At 52.5% G+C, this 20,003-nt stretch carries 22 protein-coding genes; 16 read left to right on the top strand and 6 right to left on the bottom strand.

The window, feature by feature from the left end; genetic code table 11:
* The first annotated feature begins 65 nt into the window (after positions 1–65).
* Positions 66–437, top strand: coding sequence for a DUF4339 domain-containing protein (locus KQI64_RS00590; RefSeq protein WP_216522839.1), 372 nt, complete (start codon positions 66–68; stop codon positions 435–437).
* 53 nt (positions 438–490) lie between these two features.
* Here KQI64_RS00590 and KQI64_RS00585 read toward each other — a convergent pair whose 3' ends face one another.
* From KQI64_RS00585 to hisH, 4 genes are read right to left on the bottom strand one after another with little or no spacing between them, the layout of a single operon-like run.
* On the bottom strand, positions 491–1,291 hold the full coding sequence (locus tag KQI64_RS00585) for a TPM domain-containing protein (protein WP_216522838.1): 801 nt from the start codon (positions 1,289–1,291) through the stop codon (positions 491–493).
* The gene (locus tag KQI64_RS00580; protein WP_216522837.1) at positions 1,281–2,906 is read right to left on the bottom strand and encodes a hypothetical protein; all 1,626 of its coding nucleotides are present in this window, start codon (positions 2,904–2,906) and stop codon (positions 1,281–1,283) included. Before KQI64_RS00580 ends, KQI64_RS00585 begins: the two co-directional genes overlap by 11 nt.
* Before the next feature lie 15 nt (positions 2,907–2,921).
* On the bottom strand, positions 2,922–3,677 hold the full coding sequence (hisF, locus tag KQI64_RS00575) for an imidazole glycerol phosphate synthase subunit HisF (protein WP_216522836.1): 756 nt from the start codon (positions 3,675–3,677) through the stop codon (positions 2,922–2,924).
* A 2-nt stretch (positions 3,678–3,679) separates the two neighbouring features.
* A complete protein-coding gene (gene hisH / locus KQI64_RS00570) occupies positions 3,680–4,294 on the bottom strand; it encodes an imidazole glycerol phosphate synthase subunit HisH (protein WP_216522835.1) in 615 nt (204 codons plus the stop codon).
* A 184-nt stretch (positions 4,295–4,478) separates the two neighbouring features.
* Between hisH and KQI64_RS00565 the strand changes: the two genes are divergently transcribed.
* The 15 genes from KQI64_RS00565 to KQI64_RS00495 all read left to right on the top strand — a co-directional run bounded on the left by KQI64_RS00565 (position 4,479) and on the right by KQI64_RS00495 (position 17,230).
* Positions 4,479–5,363, top strand: a complete 885-nt coding sequence (locus KQI64_RS00565; protein ID WP_216522834.1) for a MurR/RpiR family transcriptional regulator — start codon at positions 4,479–4,481, stop codon at positions 5,361–5,363.
* Positions 5,353–6,591, top strand: coding sequence for an NAD(P)/FAD-dependent oxidoreductase (locus KQI64_RS00560; protein WP_216522833.1), 1,239 nt, complete (start codon positions 5,353–5,355; stop codon positions 6,589–6,591). Before KQI64_RS00565 ends, KQI64_RS00560 begins: the two co-directional genes overlap by 11 nt.
* Before the next feature lie 19 nt (positions 6,592–6,610).
* Positions 6,611–7,279, top strand: coding sequence for a (d)CMP kinase (cmk, locus tag KQI64_RS00555; protein ID WP_216522832.1), 669 nt, complete (start codon positions 6,611–6,613; stop codon positions 7,277–7,279).
* Positions 7,279–7,911 (top strand): lysophospholipid acyltransferase family protein, encoded by a 633-nt coding sequence (locus KQI64_RS00550; protein ID WP_216522831.1) that lies wholly within the window; start codon positions 7,279–7,281, stop codon positions 7,909–7,911. The genes cmk and KQI64_RS00550 overlap by 1 nt, the downstream gene beginning before the upstream one ends.
* The gene (locus KQI64_RS00545) at positions 7,892–9,913 is read left to right on the top strand and encodes a bifunctional 4-hydroxy-3-methylbut-2-enyl diphosphate reductase/30S ribosomal protein S1 (RefSeq protein WP_216522830.1); all 2,022 of its coding nucleotides are present in this window, start codon (positions 7,892–7,894) and stop codon (positions 9,911–9,913) included. The genes KQI64_RS00550 and KQI64_RS00545 overlap by 20 nt, the downstream gene beginning before the upstream one ends.
* An 82-nt stretch (positions 9,914–9,995) precedes the next feature.
* A complete protein-coding gene (locus tag KQI64_RS00540; protein WP_216522829.1) occupies positions 9,996–10,568 on the top strand; it encodes a hydrolase in 573 nt (190 codons plus the stop codon).
* Between the two features lie 43 nt (positions 10,569–10,611).
* Positions 10,612–12,597 carry an NAD-dependent DNA ligase LigA gene (ligA, locus tag KQI64_RS00535; RefSeq protein WP_216522828.1) on the top strand — a complete coding sequence of 662 codons (1,986 nt, stop codon included), beginning with the start codon at positions 10,612–10,614 and terminating at the stop codon, positions 12,595–12,597.
* A 67-nt stretch (positions 12,598–12,664) separates the two neighbouring features.
* Complete coding sequence (locus KQI64_RS00530; RefSeq protein WP_216522827.1) at positions 12,665–13,576, top strand: stage III sporulation protein AA; 912 nt, start codon at positions 12,665–12,667, stop codon at positions 13,574–13,576.
* A complete protein-coding gene (locus KQI64_RS00525; protein WP_216522826.1) occupies positions 13,566–14,057 on the top strand; it encodes a stage III sporulation protein AB in 492 nt (163 codons plus the stop codon). Before KQI64_RS00530 ends, KQI64_RS00525 begins: the two co-directional genes overlap by 11 nt.
* A gap of 8 nt (positions 14,058–14,065) precedes the next feature.
* Positions 14,066–14,260, top strand: a complete 195-nt coding sequence (gene spoIIIAC, locus KQI64_RS00520) for a stage III sporulation protein AC (protein WP_216522853.1) — start codon at positions 14,066–14,068, stop codon at positions 14,258–14,260.
* Entirely contained in the window at positions 14,260–14,652 is a 393-nt protein-coding gene (locus tag KQI64_RS00515; RefSeq protein WP_216522825.1) for a SpoIIIAC/SpoIIIAD family protein, read from the top strand. Before spoIIIAC ends, KQI64_RS00515 begins: the two co-directional genes overlap by 1 nt.
* Positions 14,649–15,755, top strand: a complete 1,107-nt coding sequence (locus KQI64_RS00510; protein WP_216522824.1) for a stage III sporulation protein AE — start codon at positions 14,649–14,651, stop codon at positions 15,753–15,755. Before KQI64_RS00515 ends, KQI64_RS00510 begins: the two co-directional genes overlap by 4 nt.
* Positions 15,752–16,234, top strand: a complete 483-nt coding sequence (locus KQI64_RS00505) for a hypothetical protein (RefSeq protein WP_216522823.1) — start codon at positions 15,752–15,754, stop codon at positions 16,232–16,234. The genes KQI64_RS00510 and KQI64_RS00505 overlap by 4 nt, the downstream gene beginning before the upstream one ends.
* Positions 16,227–16,676: a hypothetical protein gene (locus tag KQI64_RS00500; RefSeq protein ID WP_216522822.1), complete on the top strand. Its 450-nt coding sequence runs from the start codon at positions 16,227–16,229 to the stop codon at positions 16,674–16,676. The genes KQI64_RS00505 and KQI64_RS00500 overlap by 8 nt, the downstream gene beginning before the upstream one ends.
* The gene (locus KQI64_RS00495; protein ID WP_216522821.1) at positions 16,652–17,230 is read left to right on the top strand and encodes a SpoIIIAH-like family protein; all 579 of its coding nucleotides are present in this window, start codon (positions 16,652–16,654) and stop codon (positions 17,228–17,230) included. Before KQI64_RS00500 ends, KQI64_RS00495 begins: the two co-directional genes overlap by 25 nt.
* Positions 17,231–17,281: 51 nt before the next feature.
* Here the strand turns inward: KQI64_RS00495 and KQI64_RS00490 are convergent, their stop codons facing one another.
* Together KQI64_RS00490 and KQI64_RS00485 are read right to left on the bottom strand one after the other, a co-directional pair.
* Entirely contained in the window at positions 17,282–19,009 is a 1,728-nt protein-coding gene (locus KQI64_RS00490; protein ID WP_216522820.1) for a hypothetical protein, read from the bottom strand.
* Positions 19,010–19,011: 2 nt separating this feature from the next.
* A partial coding sequence (locus tag KQI64_RS00485; protein ID WP_216522819.1) for a YARHG domain-containing protein occupies positions 19,012–20,003 on the bottom strand: 992 nt, incomplete at its 5' end.

Raw genomic sequence — 20,003 nt, 5'->3', positions numbered from 1 at the left:
GGAAACGGAAATATGATATACTGAAAATGTAAAAATAATACCGTAAGAATTAAAAGGAGGCAGAGATGTTCTACTGGTTTTATCCTATGAACGGCTTATACACCTACAACATGGGTACCGCTATGGGCAGACTGCTCATGGATATGCGCGCGCAGATACCGCAGAAAAGCCCTGATGTGTATTACGCCGTGATTGACGCTGAGAGCAAGGGTCCGTTCTCTTTTGACGAGCTGAGAGAATTGATTCGTGAAAAACAAGTCACCCGTGAAACCTACATCTGGAAGCCGCAGATGACCGACTGGGATTTTGCCGCGAATATCCCGGAAGTCAAGCCGCTGGTGAGCTTTACTCCGCCGCCTGTTCCGCAAATCGCGGAGCAATCCGAAGATAGCAACGGTGAAGAAGCCGAAAATGCGGACGATGAGAGCATAGAATAAAAAATGAGACTGCCAAAACCGTAAGGTCAAGGCAGTCTCTTTGTTTTTGTGAATCAGAATGACGAACCGCCGCCACCGCCGCAGCCGCCACCGCCGCAGCTCGAGCAGCCTCCGCCACCGCAGCTGGAACCTCCGCTGCAGCCGCTTCCTGAGGATGAGCTGACGTAGATTTTCTCTCTCTTTGTCTCGTAAACGCTCACAGGAGCGATAACCGCGTTGCCGGCGGTCATTACCCTCGCGTGCTCGTAATCCTTGCACAGGGGATTGTGGCGCTTGGAAAAGGCTATGCTGAGTGCGATGATTATTCCCAGCATCGAAGCGATGACCGCATAGCTAGTGTACTTCATCGGCTCGCTTATCTGCATGCCCTTCATAGTCAAGTACATCTGACTGTACGCTTCCTTTGCGAAGGTGTAGTAGTCCTTCTGAGTCGCGTAGTGACTCACGTTGTCAGTGATCGAGCGCGCCTTTGAGTCGGTGATGTACTCGTACATTTTGCCGTAGGACTGGATAACCACCTTGCGCGAGCCCATGTTTATCATCAGGATCGAGGCGCTGTCCAGATCGTAGAGCGAACGGCGTTTTTCTCTTGCCTGGTCGATATAGTCGGATTTTTTTACATCGGTTGACCAGAATACGATGTTGCCGTACTCCGTGAGAGGAGTCATTTCCTCGATAAGCTTCGAACGCTCGCTTTCATTCAGCAGATCGAGCTCGTCGATAATCACAGCCTCATAACCGGTTTCGGGGTTTGTGTACTGAGCGTCCTGATTCTGAACGGCTCCCGCCGGGAATACGCAGCAGAGAACGAGAAGCGCGGCGATAATGCCCGCGAAAAATACCTTAGTTTTCATCGTAACGCGCTCCCTTCTTGTTGAACTGGGGCAGGGGACGTTTTGCGACGCTTGTCTGGAAGTGAATATGGAAAACAGCCAGACCGAACAGCTCAGCCGCCGCGAGGAAGCTTAAACCGTATGAAACGGCGTTGTAAGCGGGGTCAATGTATACGACATAAGCGCCGGCAGCTAAACTGAGATACATCACAAGCTTGAGCCATACGACCCTTCTCAGAAAGGCTTTGGCTTCGGTGATGACGCGGGTGCGAAGAACCGAGGTGTTGTCGGTAACCATTTTTTTGATACGGCTTGTGTCGGCGGTCTGTTTTAAGTGCGCCAGAAGCATGATGACCGCAGTCGCAAGCATCGGAATAAAACAGATGTGCTGCATATCCTTTTCATATGAACCGTCTGAAATCACGCCGATAAAGCTGACTAAGCAAATCAGCAGCGCGGCAGTGTAGCCTCCGTTGGTGAGCTTTGTTTTTACTCCACCTTTTCCGGCGACGGTGCGGTTGAAGGAGCTTTGCAGATAATACATACCCGCGTTCATAAGTATCAGGCTGAGCCCGAGGGTGCCGTTCGCCTTGATTGAGGGAATGGAAGGAACAAAGTTCATCAGCAGCGCGATAATGCCGAAGATGACCGACGATATTCCCAGCGCGAAAAGGAGGATCCTCAGCGGACTCAGCGGCAGATCCGCGGCGACCTTTCCGGTCTGTCCGTTTACGGTGGCGTATGTTATCTGTTTGCCGCTGCGGTAGCTCATGAACCAGACGGGGTTGAGTGTGCGCTTTGCGGACTCGATATTAACATTGGCGTTTACTTCGTCTGTTGAGGGCGTCACCTTGAGCTTTTCGCAGCAGCTTTTGACGGCGCTGTCGTTAAGGAGAATGTTTACCGCGTCCTCTTTTGTTTCGAGGTTGATCGCGGAATCGTACTCGTGAGCGCTGACGTCGCCGGATTCCGCGTAAAAGCCGCTGAGGTAACCCGGCGCGAACGGCATTTGCTGGCGGTATTCATACGGAGCGAGAGCGTCGCTGATGTCGTCGTCAAAGTTTACTGACGCGTCGCGGGAATAGCCCTCAAGAGCGAGGTTTGAGTTGCCGACAACGTCGTAGTGTACTATTTCATATGTATTCAGAGAAACGTGCTGACGCTCCGATTTCGCCGGAACGCGGAACTGACCGTTCATAACGGCGCGGTAGTTCCAGTACGGCATATATATGCCGCGGAAGCTCTCAATCAGGTCTGCCTTGCTGTACTTGCCCGAAACGAAGGGGTGACGCCGCACCTCTTTGCAGTACTGCTTTTTGCAGTCCTCCTTGGTAATCTTGAAGGGAATGATGTAGTCGGGCTTCCATTCCTGACGCATCTTTTCGTAAATCATCGACGCGCCGCCGCAGTACTGGCAAAAGCCCACAGCGTCGTTTTTGTCCGTAGTCAGCAGCTCCGCGCCGCAGGAGGGACAGATATATACGTAGCTGTCAAACTGAGAGGAACGGGCGTCGTCGCGCGAGCTGTTGTCGACCAGCCTCTGCGTTTCAAAAAAGTTTCCGCAGTGGTCGCACGCCATTTTCTGCGAAGCTATGTCAAACCTCAGAGCCGCCCCGCAGGTGGGACAACCTACCATGATGCTTCATCCTTTCTAGATTCTGACAGGGATATTCTTGACCGTCAGATACTGCTTGAGCTGCGGGATCTGGATTTCGCCGAAGTGGAAGAGCGAGGCTGCGAGCACAGCGTCCGCCTTGCCCTCGGTAAAGGCTTCATAAAAGTGTTCGGGAGCGCCGGCGCCGCCGCTCGCGATGACGGGGATATTCACGCTTTCGGACACCGCTCTTGTCAGGGCGAGGTCGTAGCCTTTTTTCTGACCGTCCTCGTCCATGCTGGTGAGCAGTATTTCTCCGGCTCCCAGCTCGGCGCAGCGAACCGCCCATTCCACGGCGTCAATGCCCATGGGAGTTCTTCCGCCGTTTATGTAAACCTCCCAGCTGTCGCCGCTGCGTTTTGCGTCGATAGCGGCTACAACGCACTGGCTGCCGAATTTGTACGCCGCCTCGCTGATGAGCTCCGGACGGTTTACGGCGGCGGAGTTGACGGATACCTTGTCCGCTCCGGCTCTGAGAAGCGCGTTGAAATCGTCTACGCTGCGGATTCCTCCGCCTACGGTGAACGGAATGAAAATGGTGTTCGCAACCTTTTCAACCATGTCGATAGTTATGTTCCTCGAATCGCTCGAAGCGGTGATGTCGAGAAATACGAGCTCGTCAGCGCCCTGAGCGTCATACTGCTTGGCGCATTCCACGGGATCGCCCGCGTCAACGAGATTTACAAAGCTTATGCCCTTTACAACTCTGCCGTTTTTTACGTCGAGGCAGGGAATTATCCTTTTTGCATACATAGTCAGCCCTCCACAATCGCGGCGAAGTTTCTCAGGATCTTAAGACCGGTCTCGCCGCTTTTTTCGGGGTGGAACTGCGTGGCGAACACGTTGTCCCTTTCCACCGCCGCGTCAATCATCACTCCGTACTCCGTCTGAGCCGCCACGATATCTCTCTCGTAGGCGTTGAGAAAATACGAGTGGACAAAATATACGTACGGATTCCTTTCAATTCCCTTGAAAAGCCTGCTCGAGGAATTGATTTCAATGCTGTTCCAGCCCATGTGCGGGATTTTAAGCCCGTCCTTTTTCGGGATTTTGCGTATGCTGCCCGCGAAAATATTGAGACCGTCAGCCTCGGGGCTTTCCTCGCTCGCGGGGAACAGAAGCTGCAGCCCGAGACAAATGCCCAGAAACGGCTTGCCGCTCGCGATAAACTCCTTTACAGCTTCCCTGATACCGAGCTTTTCCATATTGTCGACGGTGTCGCCGAAGGAGCCTACTCCGGGGAGAATAGCGCCGTCGGAAGCTAGAATCTCGTCTTTTTTATTTGTGATGAAGCATTCGCAGCCGATATGCCTGAGCGCCTTGTAAACGCTCTGTATATTGCCTGCGCCGTAATCGATGATTGCAATCATTTTGTCCGACCTCCTTTGTCATACTATAATATTATCATAGTCATTATTTTTTTGCAACCAAAACCTTTTGCAACGTCAGGAATATTTCGCATAAAAGGAAATTTCCTTCAAAAAATATTGAATTCTGCAAGTGAGTGTGATAAAATGAAATATGTATGAGAATATTATAAGGAGTATCATAGTAATGATAACACACCTTTTGACAAGAATAGACTTGATGATGAACAGCTTTTCGAAGGGACAGAAGCGAATTGCGCTTTATATCGAGGAGCATTACGATAAGGCGGCGTTTATGACCGCCTCAAAGCTCGGCGAGACCGTCGGCGTTTCAGAGAGCACGGTTGTCCGTTTTGCGACCGAGCTCGGCTACGACGGCTATCCGCGCCTGCAAAAGGCGATGCAGGAGATGATCCGCAACAAGCTCACCTCTGTTCAGCGGATCGAAGTTACCTCCAGCAGGATCGGCAACGGCAACGTCCTCGACAGCGTGCTAAATCAGGATATCGACAAGATACGCCGCACGATAGAGGAGACCTCGCACGAGGACTTCAACCGCGCGGTTGACGAGATCTGCAACGCCAAGCGCATCTATATCTTCGGCGTGCGTTCAACGGGAGCGATCGCGGGCTTCCTCGCTTATTACTTCGAGCTGATTTTCGACAACGTCGTGCTTATCAACACAACCTCGGCGACCTCGACCTACGAGCATATTTTCCGCATTACCGAGGACGACGTAATGATCGGTATCTCATTCCCCCGATACAGCTCAATGGCGATCGAGGCTATGGATTTCGCACGTTCAAGAGGAGCCCACGCCGTGGCTATCACCGACAGCATGGCGTCTCCGCTCGTTCAGTCGGCGGACTCGATTCTGATCGCGAGAAGCGATATGGCTTCCATCGTCGATTCGCTCGTAGCGCCGCTGAGTCTTATCAACGCGCTGATCGTCGCGACGGTTCTCAAGAAGAAGGACGAGGTTTCAGAGACCTTCCACGCTCTTGAGGACGTGTGGAACCGCGAGGGCGTTTACACCAACCACGACGAAAAGGCTGATAAAAATGATAAGTAAGAAGGTTCTGGTCGTCGGCGCGGGAGCCGCGGGACTGATCGCCGCAGGAACAGCCGCCGAAAACGGAGCGGGCGTGACCTTGCTGGAAAAAAACCAGCGCGTCGGCAGAAAGATCATGATTACCGGCAAGGGACGCTGCAACCTCACAAATAACTGCGACGTTCAGACCTTTATCAATAACGTTCCCGTCAACGGCAGGTTCCTTTACTCCGCGATCAACCGCTTTACTCCCTCGGATACGATGAGTTTTTTCGAGGGTCTGGGACTGGAGCTTAAAACCGAGAGGGGAAACCGTGTTTTTCCCTTGTCAGACCGGGCTGTGGACGTGGTTGACGCTCTGCGCGATTATGTATCTGACAGCGGCGTAAAAATCGTCAACGACGCCGCTCAGGCTTTGATTTTAGAAAACGGAGAGGTAATCGGCGTCAAGGGCGAGAGCCGGAGTTATTATGCCGACAGCGTAATAATCTGCTGCGGCGGTAAGAGCTATCCGCTGACAGGCTCTACCGGCGACGGATATATCCTCGCGAAGCAGGCGGGTCATACAGTGACTGAGCTCAAGCCCTCGCTTGTGCCGCTCGAGAGCAGCGACCCCGAATGCAAGTCGATGCAGGGACTCGCTCTCAAAAACGTTTCTCTGAAAATAATTGATAAAAATTCCAATAAAGAATTATACTCCGATTTCGGCGAGATGCTTTTCACCCATTTCGGAATAAGCGGTCCCATGGTGCTTTCCGCAAGCTCCCATATCCGCGATATCCCGCCGGATACCTACACGGCGGTGATCGATCTCAAGCCCGCTCTCGACAGCGAGCAGCTTGACCGCCGTCTGCAAAATGAATTCAGGGCAAACTCAAACAAGGACGTTTCAAACTCCTTCTCAAAGCTGCTGCCAAAGAAAATAATAATCCCCGTGCTTAAACGCTGGGGAGTTCCGTTCGATAAAAAATGCAACGCCGTCACCCGCGAGGAAAGGCACAGGCTCTGCGATATCCTCAAGGGCTATACGATTCCGATCAGCGGCTTCCGCCCGATCGAGGAGGCGATTGTCACCTCCGGCGGCGTTAAAACAGGCGAGATAAATCCCAAGACAATGGAGAGCAAGCTCGTCAGCGGTCTGTATTTCGCGGGAGAGGTCATCGACTGCGACGCTTATACAGGCGGCTTTAATCTTCAGATAGCATGGAGCACCGGCAGACTCGCGGGCGAGAATGCCGCGTTATCGTAATATTGAAAGGAAGTTTTGTATGTCAACCGCAATCGCATTGGACGGTCCCGCAGGAGCGGGCAAATCCTCTATAGCAAAAAGAGCCGCAAAGGAGCTCGGATATATTTACGTTGATACGGGCGCGCTTTACCGCACCGTAGGTCTTGCAGCGTCAATCCGCGGCATCGAACCTGTCGCTTCACCCGAGGTGGACAAGCTTCTCTCTGAGATCAGGGTGGAGCTCACCTTCAACTCTCAGGGAGAGCAGATCGTTCTTCTCGACGGCAAAGATGTTTCCGGCGAGATACGCACACCCGAGGCTTCGATGACGGCGTCAAAAATCTCCGCGATTCCCGCTGTGAGGGCGTATCTGCTCGATTTGCAGCGCGATATGGCAAAGACCAACGACGTTATCATGGACGGCAGGGATATCGGCACCGTAGTATTGCCCGACGCGAAGGTCAAGATTTTTCTCACCGCATCTCCCGAGGCACGCGCGCAGCGCCGTTTTAAGGAGCTGGTCGAAAAGGGTATGGACGTAAAATACGAGGATATCCTACAGGACGTTATCACGCGCGATTACAATGATTCCCACCGTGAGATCGCGCCGCTAAAGCCCGCCGAGGGCAGCGTTACGGTCGACACGACAGAGCTTGACTTCGAGCAGAGCGTCGACAAGATTATTTCAGTGATAAAGGAGAATCGCTGATGGCACAAAACAAGGTCTTATACACTATCGGCAAGGGTATATGCATGCCGATTTTCAAGCTGTTGTACCGATTCAAGACAGTAAACGCCGATAATATCCCTTCTGAGGGCGGCGTTATCATAGCGAGCAACCACATCGCGAACTCAGACCCGCCGCTTATGGGTCTTTCCTCAAAGCGCAGAATGTACTTTATGGCGAAGGTCGAGCTCTTCAAAAACAAGTTTTTCGGCGCGCTGATACGCGCTCTCGGAGCGTTTCCGGTTGAGCGCGGCGCAGGCGACGGAAAGGCGATAAAGACAGGCGAGGATCTTATCAGAGAGGGCAACGTGATGACGATCTTTATCGAGGGCGGCAGAACCAAGACAGGCGAGCTTATGCGCCCGAGAAGCGGCTGCGCGCTTGTAGCCCAGCAGATGCAGGTTCCGGTTGTCCCGGCGTGTATCACGATCGTCGGCAACCCCAAGAATATTTTTGCGAAGCGCGTGGTTGAGTTCGGCAAGCCGCTGACGCCGCAGCAGCTCGGACTGACCGTCGACGGCGGCAGACGCGAGCTCAAGGACGCTTCAAACATGATAATGGGCGAAATAAAGAAGATGAGGGAGAGAGCTCTCAATGAGTATAAAAAAGGCTGATTCCGCGGGCTTCTGCTTTGGAGTGAACCGCGCGATAAGCATGGTCAGGGAGCTGGTCGACCACGACGTCAAGGTCTGCACGCTCGGCCCGATCATACACAACATGGAGGTCGTCCGCGAGCTGGAAAAACAGGGCTGCCGTCCGGTCGAGAGCGTCGATGAGATACGTGAAGGCGAGATCCTTGTTATCCGTTCACACGGCGTGCCCAAGTCCGTGATCGATGAGCTCGACAAAAGAGGCGTTGAGTATCAGGACGCGACCTGCCCCTTTGTAAAGAAGATACACAGGATCGTAAGCGAAGCGATTCCGGGCGAAGAGGTTGTTCTGATTGCGGGAAACGCGAGTCACCCCGAGGTAAAAGGCATCATCGGCAACTGCAAAACCGATTGTTATACTTTTAACAATGAAGTCGAATTAGACAATCTGCTTACCAATGTTCTGAAAGAGAATAATAAATTGGTGAAAGTGGTGGCACAGACAACATTCGACACAAAAGAATTGAAAAAATCTGTAAAAAAGATAAAAAAACTATGTACAAATTCAAAAATATTTGATACAATATGTAATGCTACGTCAGTTAGGCAGAGTGAAGCGGATGAAATTGCCGCTCAGTCGGACTTTATGGTAGTCATAGGCGACCGCCACAGTTCCAACACAGCCAAGCTTTTTGATATATGCAAACGCAGATGCGGGAACACGGTGCTTATTGAAACCGCCGCCGAGCTCGATCTCGATCAGGTTCGCGCTGCCGAAAACATAGGCGTAACTGCGGGCGCTTCAACGCCTGCAAAGATAATAAAGGAGGTACTGGATACAATGAGTGAAGAAATCAAATCCGGTGAAACAACAAATTTAGAAGAATCTTTTGAGGAGTTGCTTGAAGAATCCCTCAAAAACTTAAATACAAATGAGAGGGTAATGGGTACTGTCATCAGCATTGCGCCTAATGAAGTACAGGTCGACGTCGGCAGAAAACAGACCGGTTTTGTTCCCGTGTCTGAGCTGTCAAATGATCCTGCAGCGAAGCCTGAGGACATCGTCAAGGTAGGCGACGAAATCGAGCTTCTTATCATGAAGACCAACGATCAGGAAGGCACCATCATGCTTTCCAAGCGCAGAGTAGACGCTCAGAAGTGCTGGGAGGAGCTCCAGGCGAAGGTAGATTCACAGGAGATCCTTACAAGCAAGGTAACAGAGGCTGTAAAGGGCGGCGTAATCGTTCTTTACAACGGCGTAAGAGTATTTATCCCCGCTTCACAGGCTACAGCGAGCCGTGACGAGAAGCTTGAGGACCTCGTAGGTCAGGATGTTGACTTCCGCCTTATCGAGGTTTCACAGCGCGGCAGATACAAGAGAGCAATCGGTTCTATCCGCAGCGTGCTCAAGGAGCAGAGAGCTGCTCAGCGCGAGGAGTTCTGGAAGAACTGCGAGGTAGGCAAGCGCTACACAGGCGTTGTCAAGTCTCTGACAAGCTACGGCGCGTTCGTTGATCTCGGCGGCGTATTCGGCATGATCCACATTTCCGAGCTGTCCTGGACGCACATCAAGCACCCCTCAGAGGTCGTTAACGTAGGCGACACCGTTGAGGTATACATCAAGGATATCAACGAGGAGACCAAGAAGATCTCTCTCGGCTTCAAGAACGCCGACGACAATCCCTGGGAGATCCTCAAGAGAGATTATCCCGAGGGCACCGTTGTCAACGCGACAATCGTCGGTCTTACCACCTTCGGCGCGTTCGCTAACATCATTCCCGGCATTGACGGTCTTATCCACATTTCTCAGATCGCCAACAAGAGAATCGACAAGCCCGCCGACGTGCTTTCCGTAGGCGATACCGTTGCTGCTAAGATCACCGCTATTGACTTTGACAAGAAGCGCGTAAGCCTTTCCATGAGAGCTCTCCTTCCCGAGGACGAGCAGGCTCCCGTAAAGGCTGAGGAGACTGTTGAGGAAGCGCCCGCAGAGGAAGCGCCCGCAGAAGCTGCCGACGCTGAATAATTACATACAATAAGGTTATTCTAATGCGGTAACTTCCCTGCGGAGGTTACCGCGTTTTCCGTAAAGAAGAGGAGGGAAGATCATGACCCCAAAGGAAGAATTCATTGAGATTTACAAGGAAAATATCACGCGGAAAGGCGCTGACGAGCTGCTTGAATGGCTGCAGCGCACGGATTTCTTTACAGCTCCCGCGAGCGCGCGATACCATTGCGCCTGTGAGGGCGGACTCGTGATACATTCCGTCAGCGTTTTCAATACCATGATGGAAAAGCATTTTGACGAGGAAACCGACAGCGTCGAGAGCTTTGCTATCTGCGCGCTTCTCCACGATTTGTGCAAGGCGCAGTTTTACAAGGTGTCCACCCGCAACGTCAAGAACGAGCAGACGGGTCAGTGGGAGAAGGTGCCTTATTTTGCGATCGAGGATCAGTTCCCTTACGGTCACGGAGAAAAGTCGGTGTTCCTGATCGAGCGCAAGATGCGGCTCAAAATCGAGGAGGCAATGGCTATCCGCTGGCACATGGGCGAATTCGGCGACAAAAACAGCAACGTCATCAGTCAGGCGTATGACAAATATCCGCTTGCTGTCAAACTGCACCTCGCCGATCTGGAGTCGACCTTCCTCCGCGAAAAAGGATATTCTCAGCTAAAATAAACTATCGGGGCGGTCTTTGCCGCCCTTATTTACAGGTGATAAAATGCAAAAGCAGGCTGCAAAGAGCAGAATCGACGAGCTTGTAAAAACGCTCGAATACCACAATAACCTATATTATAATAATGACGCTCCCGAGATCTCTGACTACGAGTACGATATGCTCCTGCGCGAGCTCGAAAACCTCGAGGCTCAGTTTCCTCAGTTCCGCTCGCCAGATTCTCCGACAAACCGCGTAGGCGGAAACGCGGGAGCGAAGTTCTCGCCGGTAGTTCATACGGTTCCGATGGAAAGCCTGCACGACAGCTTTTCCGAGGACGAGCTGCGCGATTTTGACCGCAAGGTGCGCGAGGTCTCACCCGGCGCGAGGTATGTAGTCGAGCCGAAGTTTGACGGACTCTCCGTTTCCTGCGAGTACACCGGCGGCGTGTTTACGCGCGGCTCGACAAGAGGAGACGGCACGACGGGCGAGGACGTTACCGATAACCTGATGACGATCAAAAGCCTTCCAAAGCGCATACCGAACGCTCCCGCGTTTCTTGAGGTGCGCGGAGAGGTCTATATGTCCTTCAAAAGCTTTGACGAGCTAGTCAGACGACAGGAGGAAAACGAGGAAAAGCCCGCGAAGAATCCGCGGAACGCCGCGGCGGGCTCGCTCCGTCAGAAGGACGCGAAGATCACCGCCGGGAGGAAGCTCGATATTTTTGTTTTCAACATTCAGCAGATCGAAGGCGTGACGTTTGATTCACACCGCCAAAGCCTCGATTACCTCTCGCAGCTGGGATTTCCGACCTCGTTTTACACCGTGTGCGAGACTATTGACGAGGTTATTGAGGAGATAAAAAAAATCGGTGACAACCGCGGCGAGTACGATTACGCTATCGACGGCGCCGTCGTAAAGGTCGACGATTTTTCAGTCCGCGATATGCTCGGAAGCACCGCGAAGTACCCGAAATGGGCGGAAGCCTACAAATATCCGCCCGAGGAAAAGCCCACAAAGCTTATAGATATCGAGATAAACGTCGGCAGAACCGGCGTACTCACACCGGTGGGAATATTTGAGCCTGTGCTTCTTGCGGGAACGACAGTCAGCCGCGCGACGCTGCACAACAAGGATTTTATCGAGGAAAAAGGCATCTGCGTCGGCGATACCGTGATTATCCGCAAGGCGGGCGAAATAATTCCCGAGGTGCTTTCCGTCAGCGAACACGCCGAAAACGCCGTACCGTTTGAGTTCCCGAAGGTCTGTCCTTCCTGCGGCAGCCCTGTATCCCGGGACGACGAGGCTGCTGTGCGCTGCACAAACACCGACTGTCCGGCTCAGCTGAAGCGGCATCTGATCCACTTTGTCAGCCGCGACGCTATGGATATCGACGGTCTGGGACCCGCCGTTCTGGAGCAGCTGATCGACGGAGAGCTGGTAAAATCTCCCGCCGATTTATACAGACTCACCCCGGAGCAGATCACCGCTCTCGACCGCAAGGCTGAGAAATCCGCCAACAACCTCATCGCGGCGATAGACAAGTCAAGGGAAAACGAGCTGTACCGACTTGTTTTCGCGCTGGGAATCCGCAATATCGGCTTGAAGGCGGCGAAGATCGTCTGCGAAAATTTCCTCACCATAGACGATATAATGAACGCAAAGTCTGAGGATTTCGAGAAAATAGACGGCTTCGGCAGCGTTATGGCTCAGAGCCTCGAGAACTATTTCAGCCTTGAGAGCACCCGCGAGCTGATTTCGCAGCTCAAGGAGCTGGGATTGAAAATGAAGCCATCCGAGCAGAAAAAATCGGGCGGAATTTTTGAGGGCAAGACCTTTGTCCTCACGGGAACCCTGCCCACAATGAAGCGCAGCGAGGCGTCGAAGCTCATTGAGCAGCACGGCGGCAAGACCTCGTCCTCGGTTTCGAAGAAAACCTCATATGTTCTCGCGGGAGAGGAAGCCGGCAGCAAGCTGACAAAGGCTCAGACCCTCGGCATTACGATTCTCAGCGAGGAAGAATTCCTGAAAATGATTACAGACCTGTCTTGAACGGCAGGTCTATTTTTATGCCTGTCCGCATAGAATTAACTGTAATCCAACGAAAGGAATGATAAGCATGAAGGAAGAATCAGTCCGTTACCGCCGGGCGGTTTCATGTCTGACGGAGCCGCTGGGCGGATTTTTGCTTGACAAGGCTGATGAGCTGTCGTCAAAAATAACAGAGATACGCCTGCGGGTCAACCGTCCGGTGTGCGTTCATTGTACGGCAGAGACGCTGTATATAACGCCTTCGGGAAGGCTGACGCAGTTTATATCGGATTCCCTGCTCAAGGCGGACAGGCAAATGCTCGAAAGCATTGTTCACACTATCTGCGAATATTCGGTTTACAGCCGTCAGAACGAGATCGCGGAGGGCTTTGTCACACTTCGCGGAGGTCATCGGGCGGGTATCTGCGGCACTGCGGTCATGCGCGGCGGAAGCATTGCAAATATCCGCGATATCAGCTCAATTAATCTTCGTTTTGCCCGCGAGGTGCGCGGCTGTGCGGACGTGCTGCTCCGGCAGATTCCGGATATCACGGGCGGAGTCCTTGTCTGCGGCGCGCCGAATTCCGGCAAAACAACCTATCTGCGCGACCTCGCAAGACAGCTGTCATACAGATACAGGGTATCGCTGATAGATGAACGCGGCGAGCTTGCCGCCTGCGTCGGCGGTGAACCTCAGAACGACGTCGGCTTGTGCGATGTTTTTTGCGGCTACCCGAAGGCTTCCGCGATCATTCAGGCGGTGCGCAGTATGTCGCCCGAAATTATTATCTGTGACGAAATCGGTTCGGCAGACGAGTTTGAAGCGCTCTCTGAGTGCCGCCGCTGCGGTGTTTCGGTAATCGCGACGGCGCACGCGAAGAACACGGAGTGCACGGCTTTTGCCGGTCTGTCGGGGACAAACGCGTTTTCAACCCATGTATTTCTTAAGGACAGAAGGGTTTCCGCGGTGAAAAGCTCCGGTGAGCGCCGTGCCGCTTAAAATCCTCGGCTGCCTGCTTTTGGTCGCGGCGGCATATTCGGCGGGAGCGCTTTTGGCGAAAAGACTGTACGCCCGCCGTGATTTTCTGAACCGCTTCAAGGCGTTTTTGGAGGCAATGAAAACCCGGCTGCGGTTCAGCGGCGGAGATATCTTTATAGTTGTGCAATCCTGTATGGATCAGACGCGGCTGCCTATGCCTTTTTGCGGCGGCAGCGAGCCGTTTGAAGCCTGCTGGAACAAAGCCGTCGGCGGCATACCGCGGTTTTGGTCGCTGGGTAAGGCTGATATTGAGCTGATTTATGAGTGCGGCTCACAGCTCGGCAAGACGGATTTGGAGGGACAGCTCAGTCATCTTGGTCTGATCGAAGCCCGGCTTGACCTGCTTATCGCTCAGGCTGAGGAAAACATCGGCAAAAAATCAAAGCTGTATAAAACCATGGGTTTCTTCGCCGGGGCGTCGGCGGCGATTCTCCTGTTGTGAGGTTAATGATGGACGTTGAGTTGATTTTTAAGATAGCGGCGGTCGGAATAATCGTGGCGGTGCTATGTCAGCTGCTTATCCGCAGCGGACGTGAGGAACAGGCAATGCTCACCTCGCTAGCGGGGCTGATCGTTGTGCTGACGCTTATCGTCAGCCAGATAAGCGGCTTGTTCAGAACGATCAAGCAGCTGTTCGGGTTCTGATGAATATCGTCGGTATATGCGCGCTTGCGGTGGTAACAGTCATTCTGATTGCCGCTCTGCGCCCTAAAAACGCCGAAATAGCCCTGCTTCTCGGGGTAGCGGGTTCGGTGCTGATACTCGCGTTTGTGCTCTCACAGGCGCCGTCAGTGGTCAATACGGTCAATTCCATTGTCGCCGCCGCTCAGATCAACACGGGGTGCGTCGCGATTCTGTTAAAGGTCATCGGCATTTGTCTGGTGACGGAATTTGCCGCAAATACCTGTCGCGACGCGGGCAGTCAGGCTCTCGCGGGAAACGTCTCGCTCGCGGGAAAAATCCTCGTCACGATAACCGCACTGCCGCTGTACGCGGACATTCTCAACGCCGTAATAAAATTATTATCGTATTCATGAAGAAGTTAATTATTATTCCCGTATTTATCATTGCCGTATTTTTCTCCGCCTTTTCCGCCCGCGCTCAGGAGATAAATTACGATATGTCCGGGATTTACGACAGTCTTTCCGACGAAGCGAAGGCTCATATGCTCTCTCTCGGGGCAGACAGCGCAGACGCGGCAAGTCTCTCGGGTCTGTCCTTTGACTCTGTTTTGGCGGAAATAGGGAAGATAGCGGCGGGCAATCTCAACTCTCCGCTCAGGGGTCTTATCTCGATCACCGCAATGCTGCTGATCTGTTCAATGCTCACCGCATACAAGGGGTCGCTCAGCTTAGGTACGGGTAACGCCCTTGATATCACCCTCGCTCTCTGTCTGAGCGCTGCTGTGGCGATACCGGCGGCGGAGCTTATCAAGACCGCGGGCGACGTTATTGTAAACGCCTCAAACCTCATGCTCGCCTACATACCGGTCACGGCTCTGCTGCTGACAGCCTCGGGAAGTATCGCGGGTTCTTCCGCCTACTACGCGTCGGTTATCGGCTTGGGCGAGGGAGTTTTGCAGCTTTCCTCGCGTGTGATAATCCCGTTTATGTACATGCTCCTCGGCTTGTGTATCGCGGGCGGAGTGTCGTCGGGAGTTAACCTCGGCGGCTTTTCAAGAACGCTCTCAAAGGCTGCGAAGTGGCTGCTGGGCTTTATGATGGCTCTGTTCTCGGCGGTTCTCGGCATACGTCAGGTATTGTCAAATTCTCTCGACAGCGTATCCGGCAGAGCCGCTAAATTTGCCGTCAGCTCGTTTGTGCCCGTAGTCGGTTCAGCGATAGGAGAGGCGCTCAAGACGATTCAGGGCAGCGTTTCAGTCCTCAAATCGGGCGTGGGAGTCTTTGTTATCATAGCGCTTGCCGTGACCTTTCTTCCGCTTCTGATGCGCTCAATTCTCTGGATATTCACCCTTTGGATAGGAAAATCAACAGCCGAGGTCATGAATTTGCCGCAGGGGGCAAAGCTGCTCGGCGGCTTGTCTGAGGTCTTGTCTGTCCTTATGGCGCTGCTCTTGTGTGTGATGACGGTGTATATTATCTCAACCGCCCTTGTTTTCACGATAGGAGGGAGTCTGTGAACGGGTTTTCCGCCGCGGTCGTCACCGCCTGCGCAGCTTCGCTTATCGGCGCTTTGGTGTCGGGCTTTGTGACGGACGGCGGGATCAAAAAAATCCTCGGGCTTGTGCTAGGGGCGTTTACGGTTTGCGTAATGATAGTTCCCGTCAGCCGAGCAGCGTCTGATTTTTCCGTCGATATCGGCGGGTACCAAACCTACGGAGAGCTCACAGCGACCGCTGATGAGGCGTACCAAAGGCAGCTTGTAAGTACGACAAGGCAGAACCTTGAGGATACCCTAACCGCTGTCCTGAACCAGAACGGCATATATCCCGAAAGGGTAGAGGTTATCCTCGCCTTTGCGGACGAAAGCAGCATAATTATCTCTCAGGTCAGCATATATATCAGTAGCAGCGATATTTCAAAGACGGCTGAGATCTCAAGGCTCACCGAACAGAGCTTTCAGATAAAGCCCGGTATATTTGGGAGCGAAGATGAATGAAGTAAAAATCAGGGAGAAGATAACAAAGCTAGCCGGCAGCGGCATGCTTAAAAAAATCATATTTATAGCGGGAATTGCGGGGATCGCCATGATTTTGCTGTCGAGCGTCGATTTTTCCGCATTTTCACACAAAGAAAGGGATGAGGAGTTTTCGGTCAAAACCTACAGCACAAAGATAGAGAGCGACCTCGAGTCGGTGATATCAAAGATTCAGGGCGCGGGAAAAACCAAGGTGCTGCTCACAATGGAGAACAGCGTTGAGTACGTGTATCTCGAGGACAGCACTACAAAGACAAAGGAGGTCGAGCCGATTATCCGCGGAGTGCTTGTTGTATGCGAGGGCGGTGACGAGCCGGTCGTAGTCGAGCGGATCACCGAAGCGGTAACAAAGGCGCTCGACATTTCGACGGCAAAGGTATGTATTACAAAATTATCAGAATAAAGGTCGGTAATGCTATGAAATTTCAGAAACGATATGTAATCTCGGCGGCGATACTGCTCGCGCTCGGAGCGGCGGTTTATGTGAACTGGCAGTTCAATTCTACCGCGGCGTCAACCCCTAAGGAGCTCGGAGCCGCCTCGTATGTAAACGCCACGGTCGCCTGTACGGAGGACGAGGCGGTACAGACCTCGTCGCTCTCAAAGGAGCAGCGAAGCTATTTTGCGTCGGAGCGCACCAAGCGTCAGGCTGTTCAGGACAAGGTGATCGACGAGGCAAAGGAGATATTTGACCTCGAAAACGCCGCTGAGGGCGAGAAAAGCGAGGCTCAGAAAAAGGTTGAGCAGATACTCAAAAACTTTACGATACAGGACAGCATAGAGAGCATAATAAAGGCAAAGGGCTTTTCGGAGTGCATGTGCTATATCAGCGACGAGGGAGTGACCGTTATTGTGCCGGAATCCGAGCTGAACGACTCAAACGCTCTGATAATCGACGACGCTGTTATTTCTCACTACGACGTGTCCTACGAGAACATTTCGATAATCGGCGCATAAAACTTTACCCCTTACGGCGGAAAATACCGTAAGGGGTGCTGATACATTGATTCAGTTTTCGTTTCTTTCCACAACTACCTCATAAACCTTATAGTTATCAATTTCCTTTATCAGGGAGTAGGAAATGGTTTCATGTTTTTCGGCGTAGTTGAGGTTGAAGTATTTTTCCTTCTTGAAGGTGATGTTCTTGTCGATGACGTAGATCTTGTGATTTGAGAGCAATGCCTGATAGATGTTCTCGGGCAGGTTGCGCTTGCGGAGCATTTCGGTCTTGTGGAAGTAGCCGAAGCTGTCGAGATTTTCGAGATATCCGTAGCGGAAGCCCCACAGCGGGTGCAGATAGTTCTCGGTGTAGTGGTCAAAATCCGTCATGCTGTCGTTGTCCATAACGTAATAGCAGTCGGGATTGCGGTTGATCTCCGTGATAAGGTTCCACGGCGCGTCGTCCTCCTTGTCGGGGTGGCTGAACACATACACTGCGGTATACGAGGCGAACAGCGCAACGAGAACCGCGCAGGAAATGATCATATATCCGTTGCTCATTCTGAGCTTTGACGAGGGCTTTTGGCTGCGCTCGATCTCAAAATTGAATGAGAAAAGGATCAGTACGATCATGAAAACCCAGATTCCGTAAATGCGGTGGTCGGCTCCGTCAAAGAGGTAGCGTATGACTACGCTCGAGCCGATAGCCGTAATTGCGTAAAACAGCGGGAAGAACGAGAACCTGTTCTTGTGGTAGACAATGAACACCGCCGATATCAGAAGATATACAAGTCCCGCGATAGCGAACGCGTCAAGGCGGATTATGTGACCCCATATGTCGTTGAATACATCTCCGAGGGCATAGAGAACGGTTTTTCCGCTTGTTTCCGTCTGCAGCTCGTTGACCATTTTCAGGCTGTCGATGGTGAGCATCTTGTCAGGGTCGTAGTAGTTCATTTTGAGCAGCTCGTATTCGCAGCTGTCGTCGATGCCCACAGACGCGAACTTCTCCTCGTTTTCCGCAAAGTCGGGGAAGGGAAGGGTGTCGACGGATTCGGTAATACGCTCATACTCGTAATAGTCAGCGCTTTCGCCGGTCGAGTGGTTGATGGAGTATGAAAACTGATTCGCGCCGAGCACGAGAAGTGTGATGAAAATAAACATCAGCAAAAACGGCCGGAAGTACCAGAAAAACTTCTGAAAGTCGAGCCTGTACTTTTTCTTCGCCATCATGTCGCCGAGGAAGAATGCAACCGCAAACGCGAGGGCGACAAAGAAATAAACATAGCAGTAAAACGTTCCGAGCAGTATCTCAGCCACGCCTGCAAGGCAGGAAAGCGTGTATCTCTTGTTGCGGATTGCGTTGAGAACAAGAAGGAAGCCGCCTGCAAGAAGCAGAGCCGAGGTTTTTGTGCTGTCGATCTCGGAGTAGTGGTTCAGCGCGAAAAGAATGTTGATGACCATGCTGAACACAAACGCCTTGCGGTAATTGTACTTGTCCGCAAGCACAAAGGTGATAGAGGTGAACGCCGCGAACGAGAGGCAGACCTCAACCATAACAAAGGCGTTGATATCGGTGACGGCGAACTGAATCGTGCCGACGATCACCGCGAGAATGTAGTTTATGTTGCTGCTGTAGTAAAAATGGTCACGGCAGATCAATATTGAATTGTAGTAGTCGCTGCTGTTTGCGTACGAGAAGGCTGTAACCCAGATACAGAGTATCGCGATTATCAGGTTAAGCGCCACGGCGAACAACAGCTTGCTTTTCAGCACCTTCAATATCAGTTCTTTCATGCTTATCTGTAGCCTCTCGAATGCTGCTCGTTGTAGATGAGGTTAATATTTTTTGTTTCGTAATCGTTAAAGACAACCTTCTGAGAGAACTCGGATGCCGTGTATTTCGGGGTGTACCATGACTGTGAGCGGAAATACGAGTCAAGCGAGGAGTCTGTAAAGATTCTGCCGCGTCTCGCGTAGATCTCGTTGAACGCAATATTGAGCTCGCTGTGGCTCATGCTCTTGACCTCGCTCTGACTGAGATACGAGGTGTTGTACTTGCACGCGCTGAACGGAACCTCGCCGTCGTCGGACGAGCTTTGACGCGGCGCCTCGGTAGCGGGGGCGGGAGCCTCTGTAGCCTCGGGACCGGTGGAGATATCCACGATTACGGTGCTGCCCTTCTCGACAGAGTGACCGTCGCCGGGAGTCTGAGCGATGATAAGACCTTCATCATACTCGTCGCTGGGTCTGTGTCTGCCTTCGCTGATTTTCAGTCCGTCAGCCTCGAGCATTTCCTTTGCCTGCTCAAAGGTATATCCGCGGACAACCTTTACGGTGACATATTCCGCCGCTTCGGACTTCTCGTTTTCGGATGAGGACGAAGATGAACTCTTTGTTGTCGAGGGAGCCGTCGTAGCTGTGGCTGTAGTCGGCTGGGTGCTCTTTGTCGCGCCTGTGGCTGAGGTGCTGCCCTGAGCCGCGGTCGCTGTGGTCGCGGTGGCTGCGGAGTCGTTCGAAGCTCCGAATGGATTGCTGCCGAAGAAACCGTTGTTGCAGGCGATCAATCCGAGCGCCGCGAGAAGTGCAAGTATGATGCAGATGCCGACGATGATCGCGATAATAAGACCCTTTCTGTTTTTCTTTTCGTTTCTGTTTTTATATTCCTCGTTTTCGGTGACGGCGGCGAACGGGTCAAAGTCCTGGATAGCGACGCTCCTTGCCGAGGGCTTTACGTCCTCGTAATCGTCAAAGTAGGAGCCGTAATCCTTTTCCTTTGCGCCGGAGGGCT

It is taken from the genome of Lachnoclostridium sp. MSJ-17 (assembly GCF_018918205.1).
Taxonomy (GTDB): domain Bacteria; phylum Bacillota; class Clostridia; order Oscillospirales; family Acutalibacteraceae; genus Ruminococcoides.
This window is presented reverse-complemented; position numbering and strand designations above follow the sequence as displayed.

What these genes read in the sequence shown, in the direction of transcription:
- KQI64_RS00545 (WP_216522830.1), top strand. Translation starts at nt 7,892, where the DNA reads ATGAGTATAAAAAAGGCTGATTCCGCGGGCTTCTGCTTTGGAGTGAAC.
- KQI64_RS00580 (WP_216522837.1), bottom strand. Translation starts at nt 2,906, where the DNA reads ATGGTAGGTTGTCCCACCTGCGGGGCGGCTCTGAGGTTTGACATAGCT.
- KQI64_RS00560 (WP_216522833.1), top strand. Translation starts at nt 5,353, where the DNA reads ATGATAAGTAAGAAGGTTCTGGTCGTCGGCGCGGGAGCCGCGGGACTG.
- KQI64_RS00515 (WP_216522825.1), top strand. Translation starts at nt 14,260, where the DNA reads ATGAATATCGTCGGTATATGCGCGCTTGCGGTGGTAACAGTCATTCTG.
- KQI64_RS00590 (WP_216522839.1), top strand. Translation starts at nt 66, where the DNA reads ATGTTCTACTGGTTTTATCCTATGAACGGCTTATACACCTACAACATG.
- hisH (WP_216522835.1), bottom strand. Translation starts at nt 4,294, where the DNA reads ATGATTGCAATCATCGATTACGGCGCAGGCAATATACAGAGCGTTTAC.
- cmk (WP_216522832.1), top strand. Translation starts at nt 6,611, where the DNA reads ATGTCAACCGCAATCGCATTGGACGGTCCCGCAGGAGCGGGCAAATCC.
- KQI64_RS00585 (WP_216522838.1), bottom strand. Translation starts at nt 1,291, where the DNA reads ATGAAAACTAAGGTATTTTTCGCGGGCATTATCGCCGCGCTTCTCGTT.
- KQI64_RS00565 (WP_216522834.1), top strand. Translation starts at nt 4,479, where the DNA reads ATGATAACACACCTTTTGACAAGAATAGACTTGATGATGAACAGCTTT.
- KQI64_RS00500 (WP_216522822.1), top strand. Translation starts at nt 16,227, where the DNA reads ATGAATGAAGTAAAAATCAGGGAGAAGATAACAAAGCTAGCCGGCAGC.
- KQI64_RS00540 (WP_216522829.1), top strand. Translation starts at nt 9,996, where the DNA reads ATGACCCCAAAGGAAGAATTCATTGAGATTTACAAGGAAAATATCACG.
- KQI64_RS00490 (WP_216522820.1), bottom strand. Translation starts at nt 19,009, where the DNA reads ATGAAAGAACTGATATTGAAGGTGCTGAAAAGCAAGCTGTTGTTCGCC.
- KQI64_RS00510 (WP_216522824.1), top strand. Translation starts at nt 14,649, where the DNA reads ATGAAGAAGTTAATTATTATTCCCGTATTTATCATTGCCGTATTTTTC.
- hisF (WP_216522836.1), bottom strand. Translation starts at nt 3,677, where the DNA reads ATGTATGCAAAAAGGATAATTCCCTGCCTCGACGTAAAAAACGGCAGA.
- KQI64_RS00530 (WP_216522827.1), top strand. Translation starts at nt 12,665, where the DNA reads ATGAAGGAAGAATCAGTCCGTTACCGCCGGGCGGTTTCATGTCTGACG.
- ligA (WP_216522828.1), top strand. Translation starts at nt 10,612, where the DNA reads ATGCAAAAGCAGGCTGCAAAGAGCAGAATCGACGAGCTTGTAAAAACG.
- KQI64_RS00495 (WP_216522821.1), top strand. Translation starts at nt 16,652, where the DNA reads ATGTATTACAAAATTATCAGAATAAAGGTCGGTAATGCTATGAAATTT.
- spoIIIAC (WP_216522853.1), top strand. Translation starts at nt 14,066, where the DNA reads ATGGACGTTGAGTTGATTTTTAAGATAGCGGCGGTCGGAATAATCGTG.
- KQI64_RS00550 (WP_216522831.1), top strand. Translation starts at nt 7,279, where the DNA reads ATGGCACAAAACAAGGTCTTATACACTATCGGCAAGGGTATATGCATG.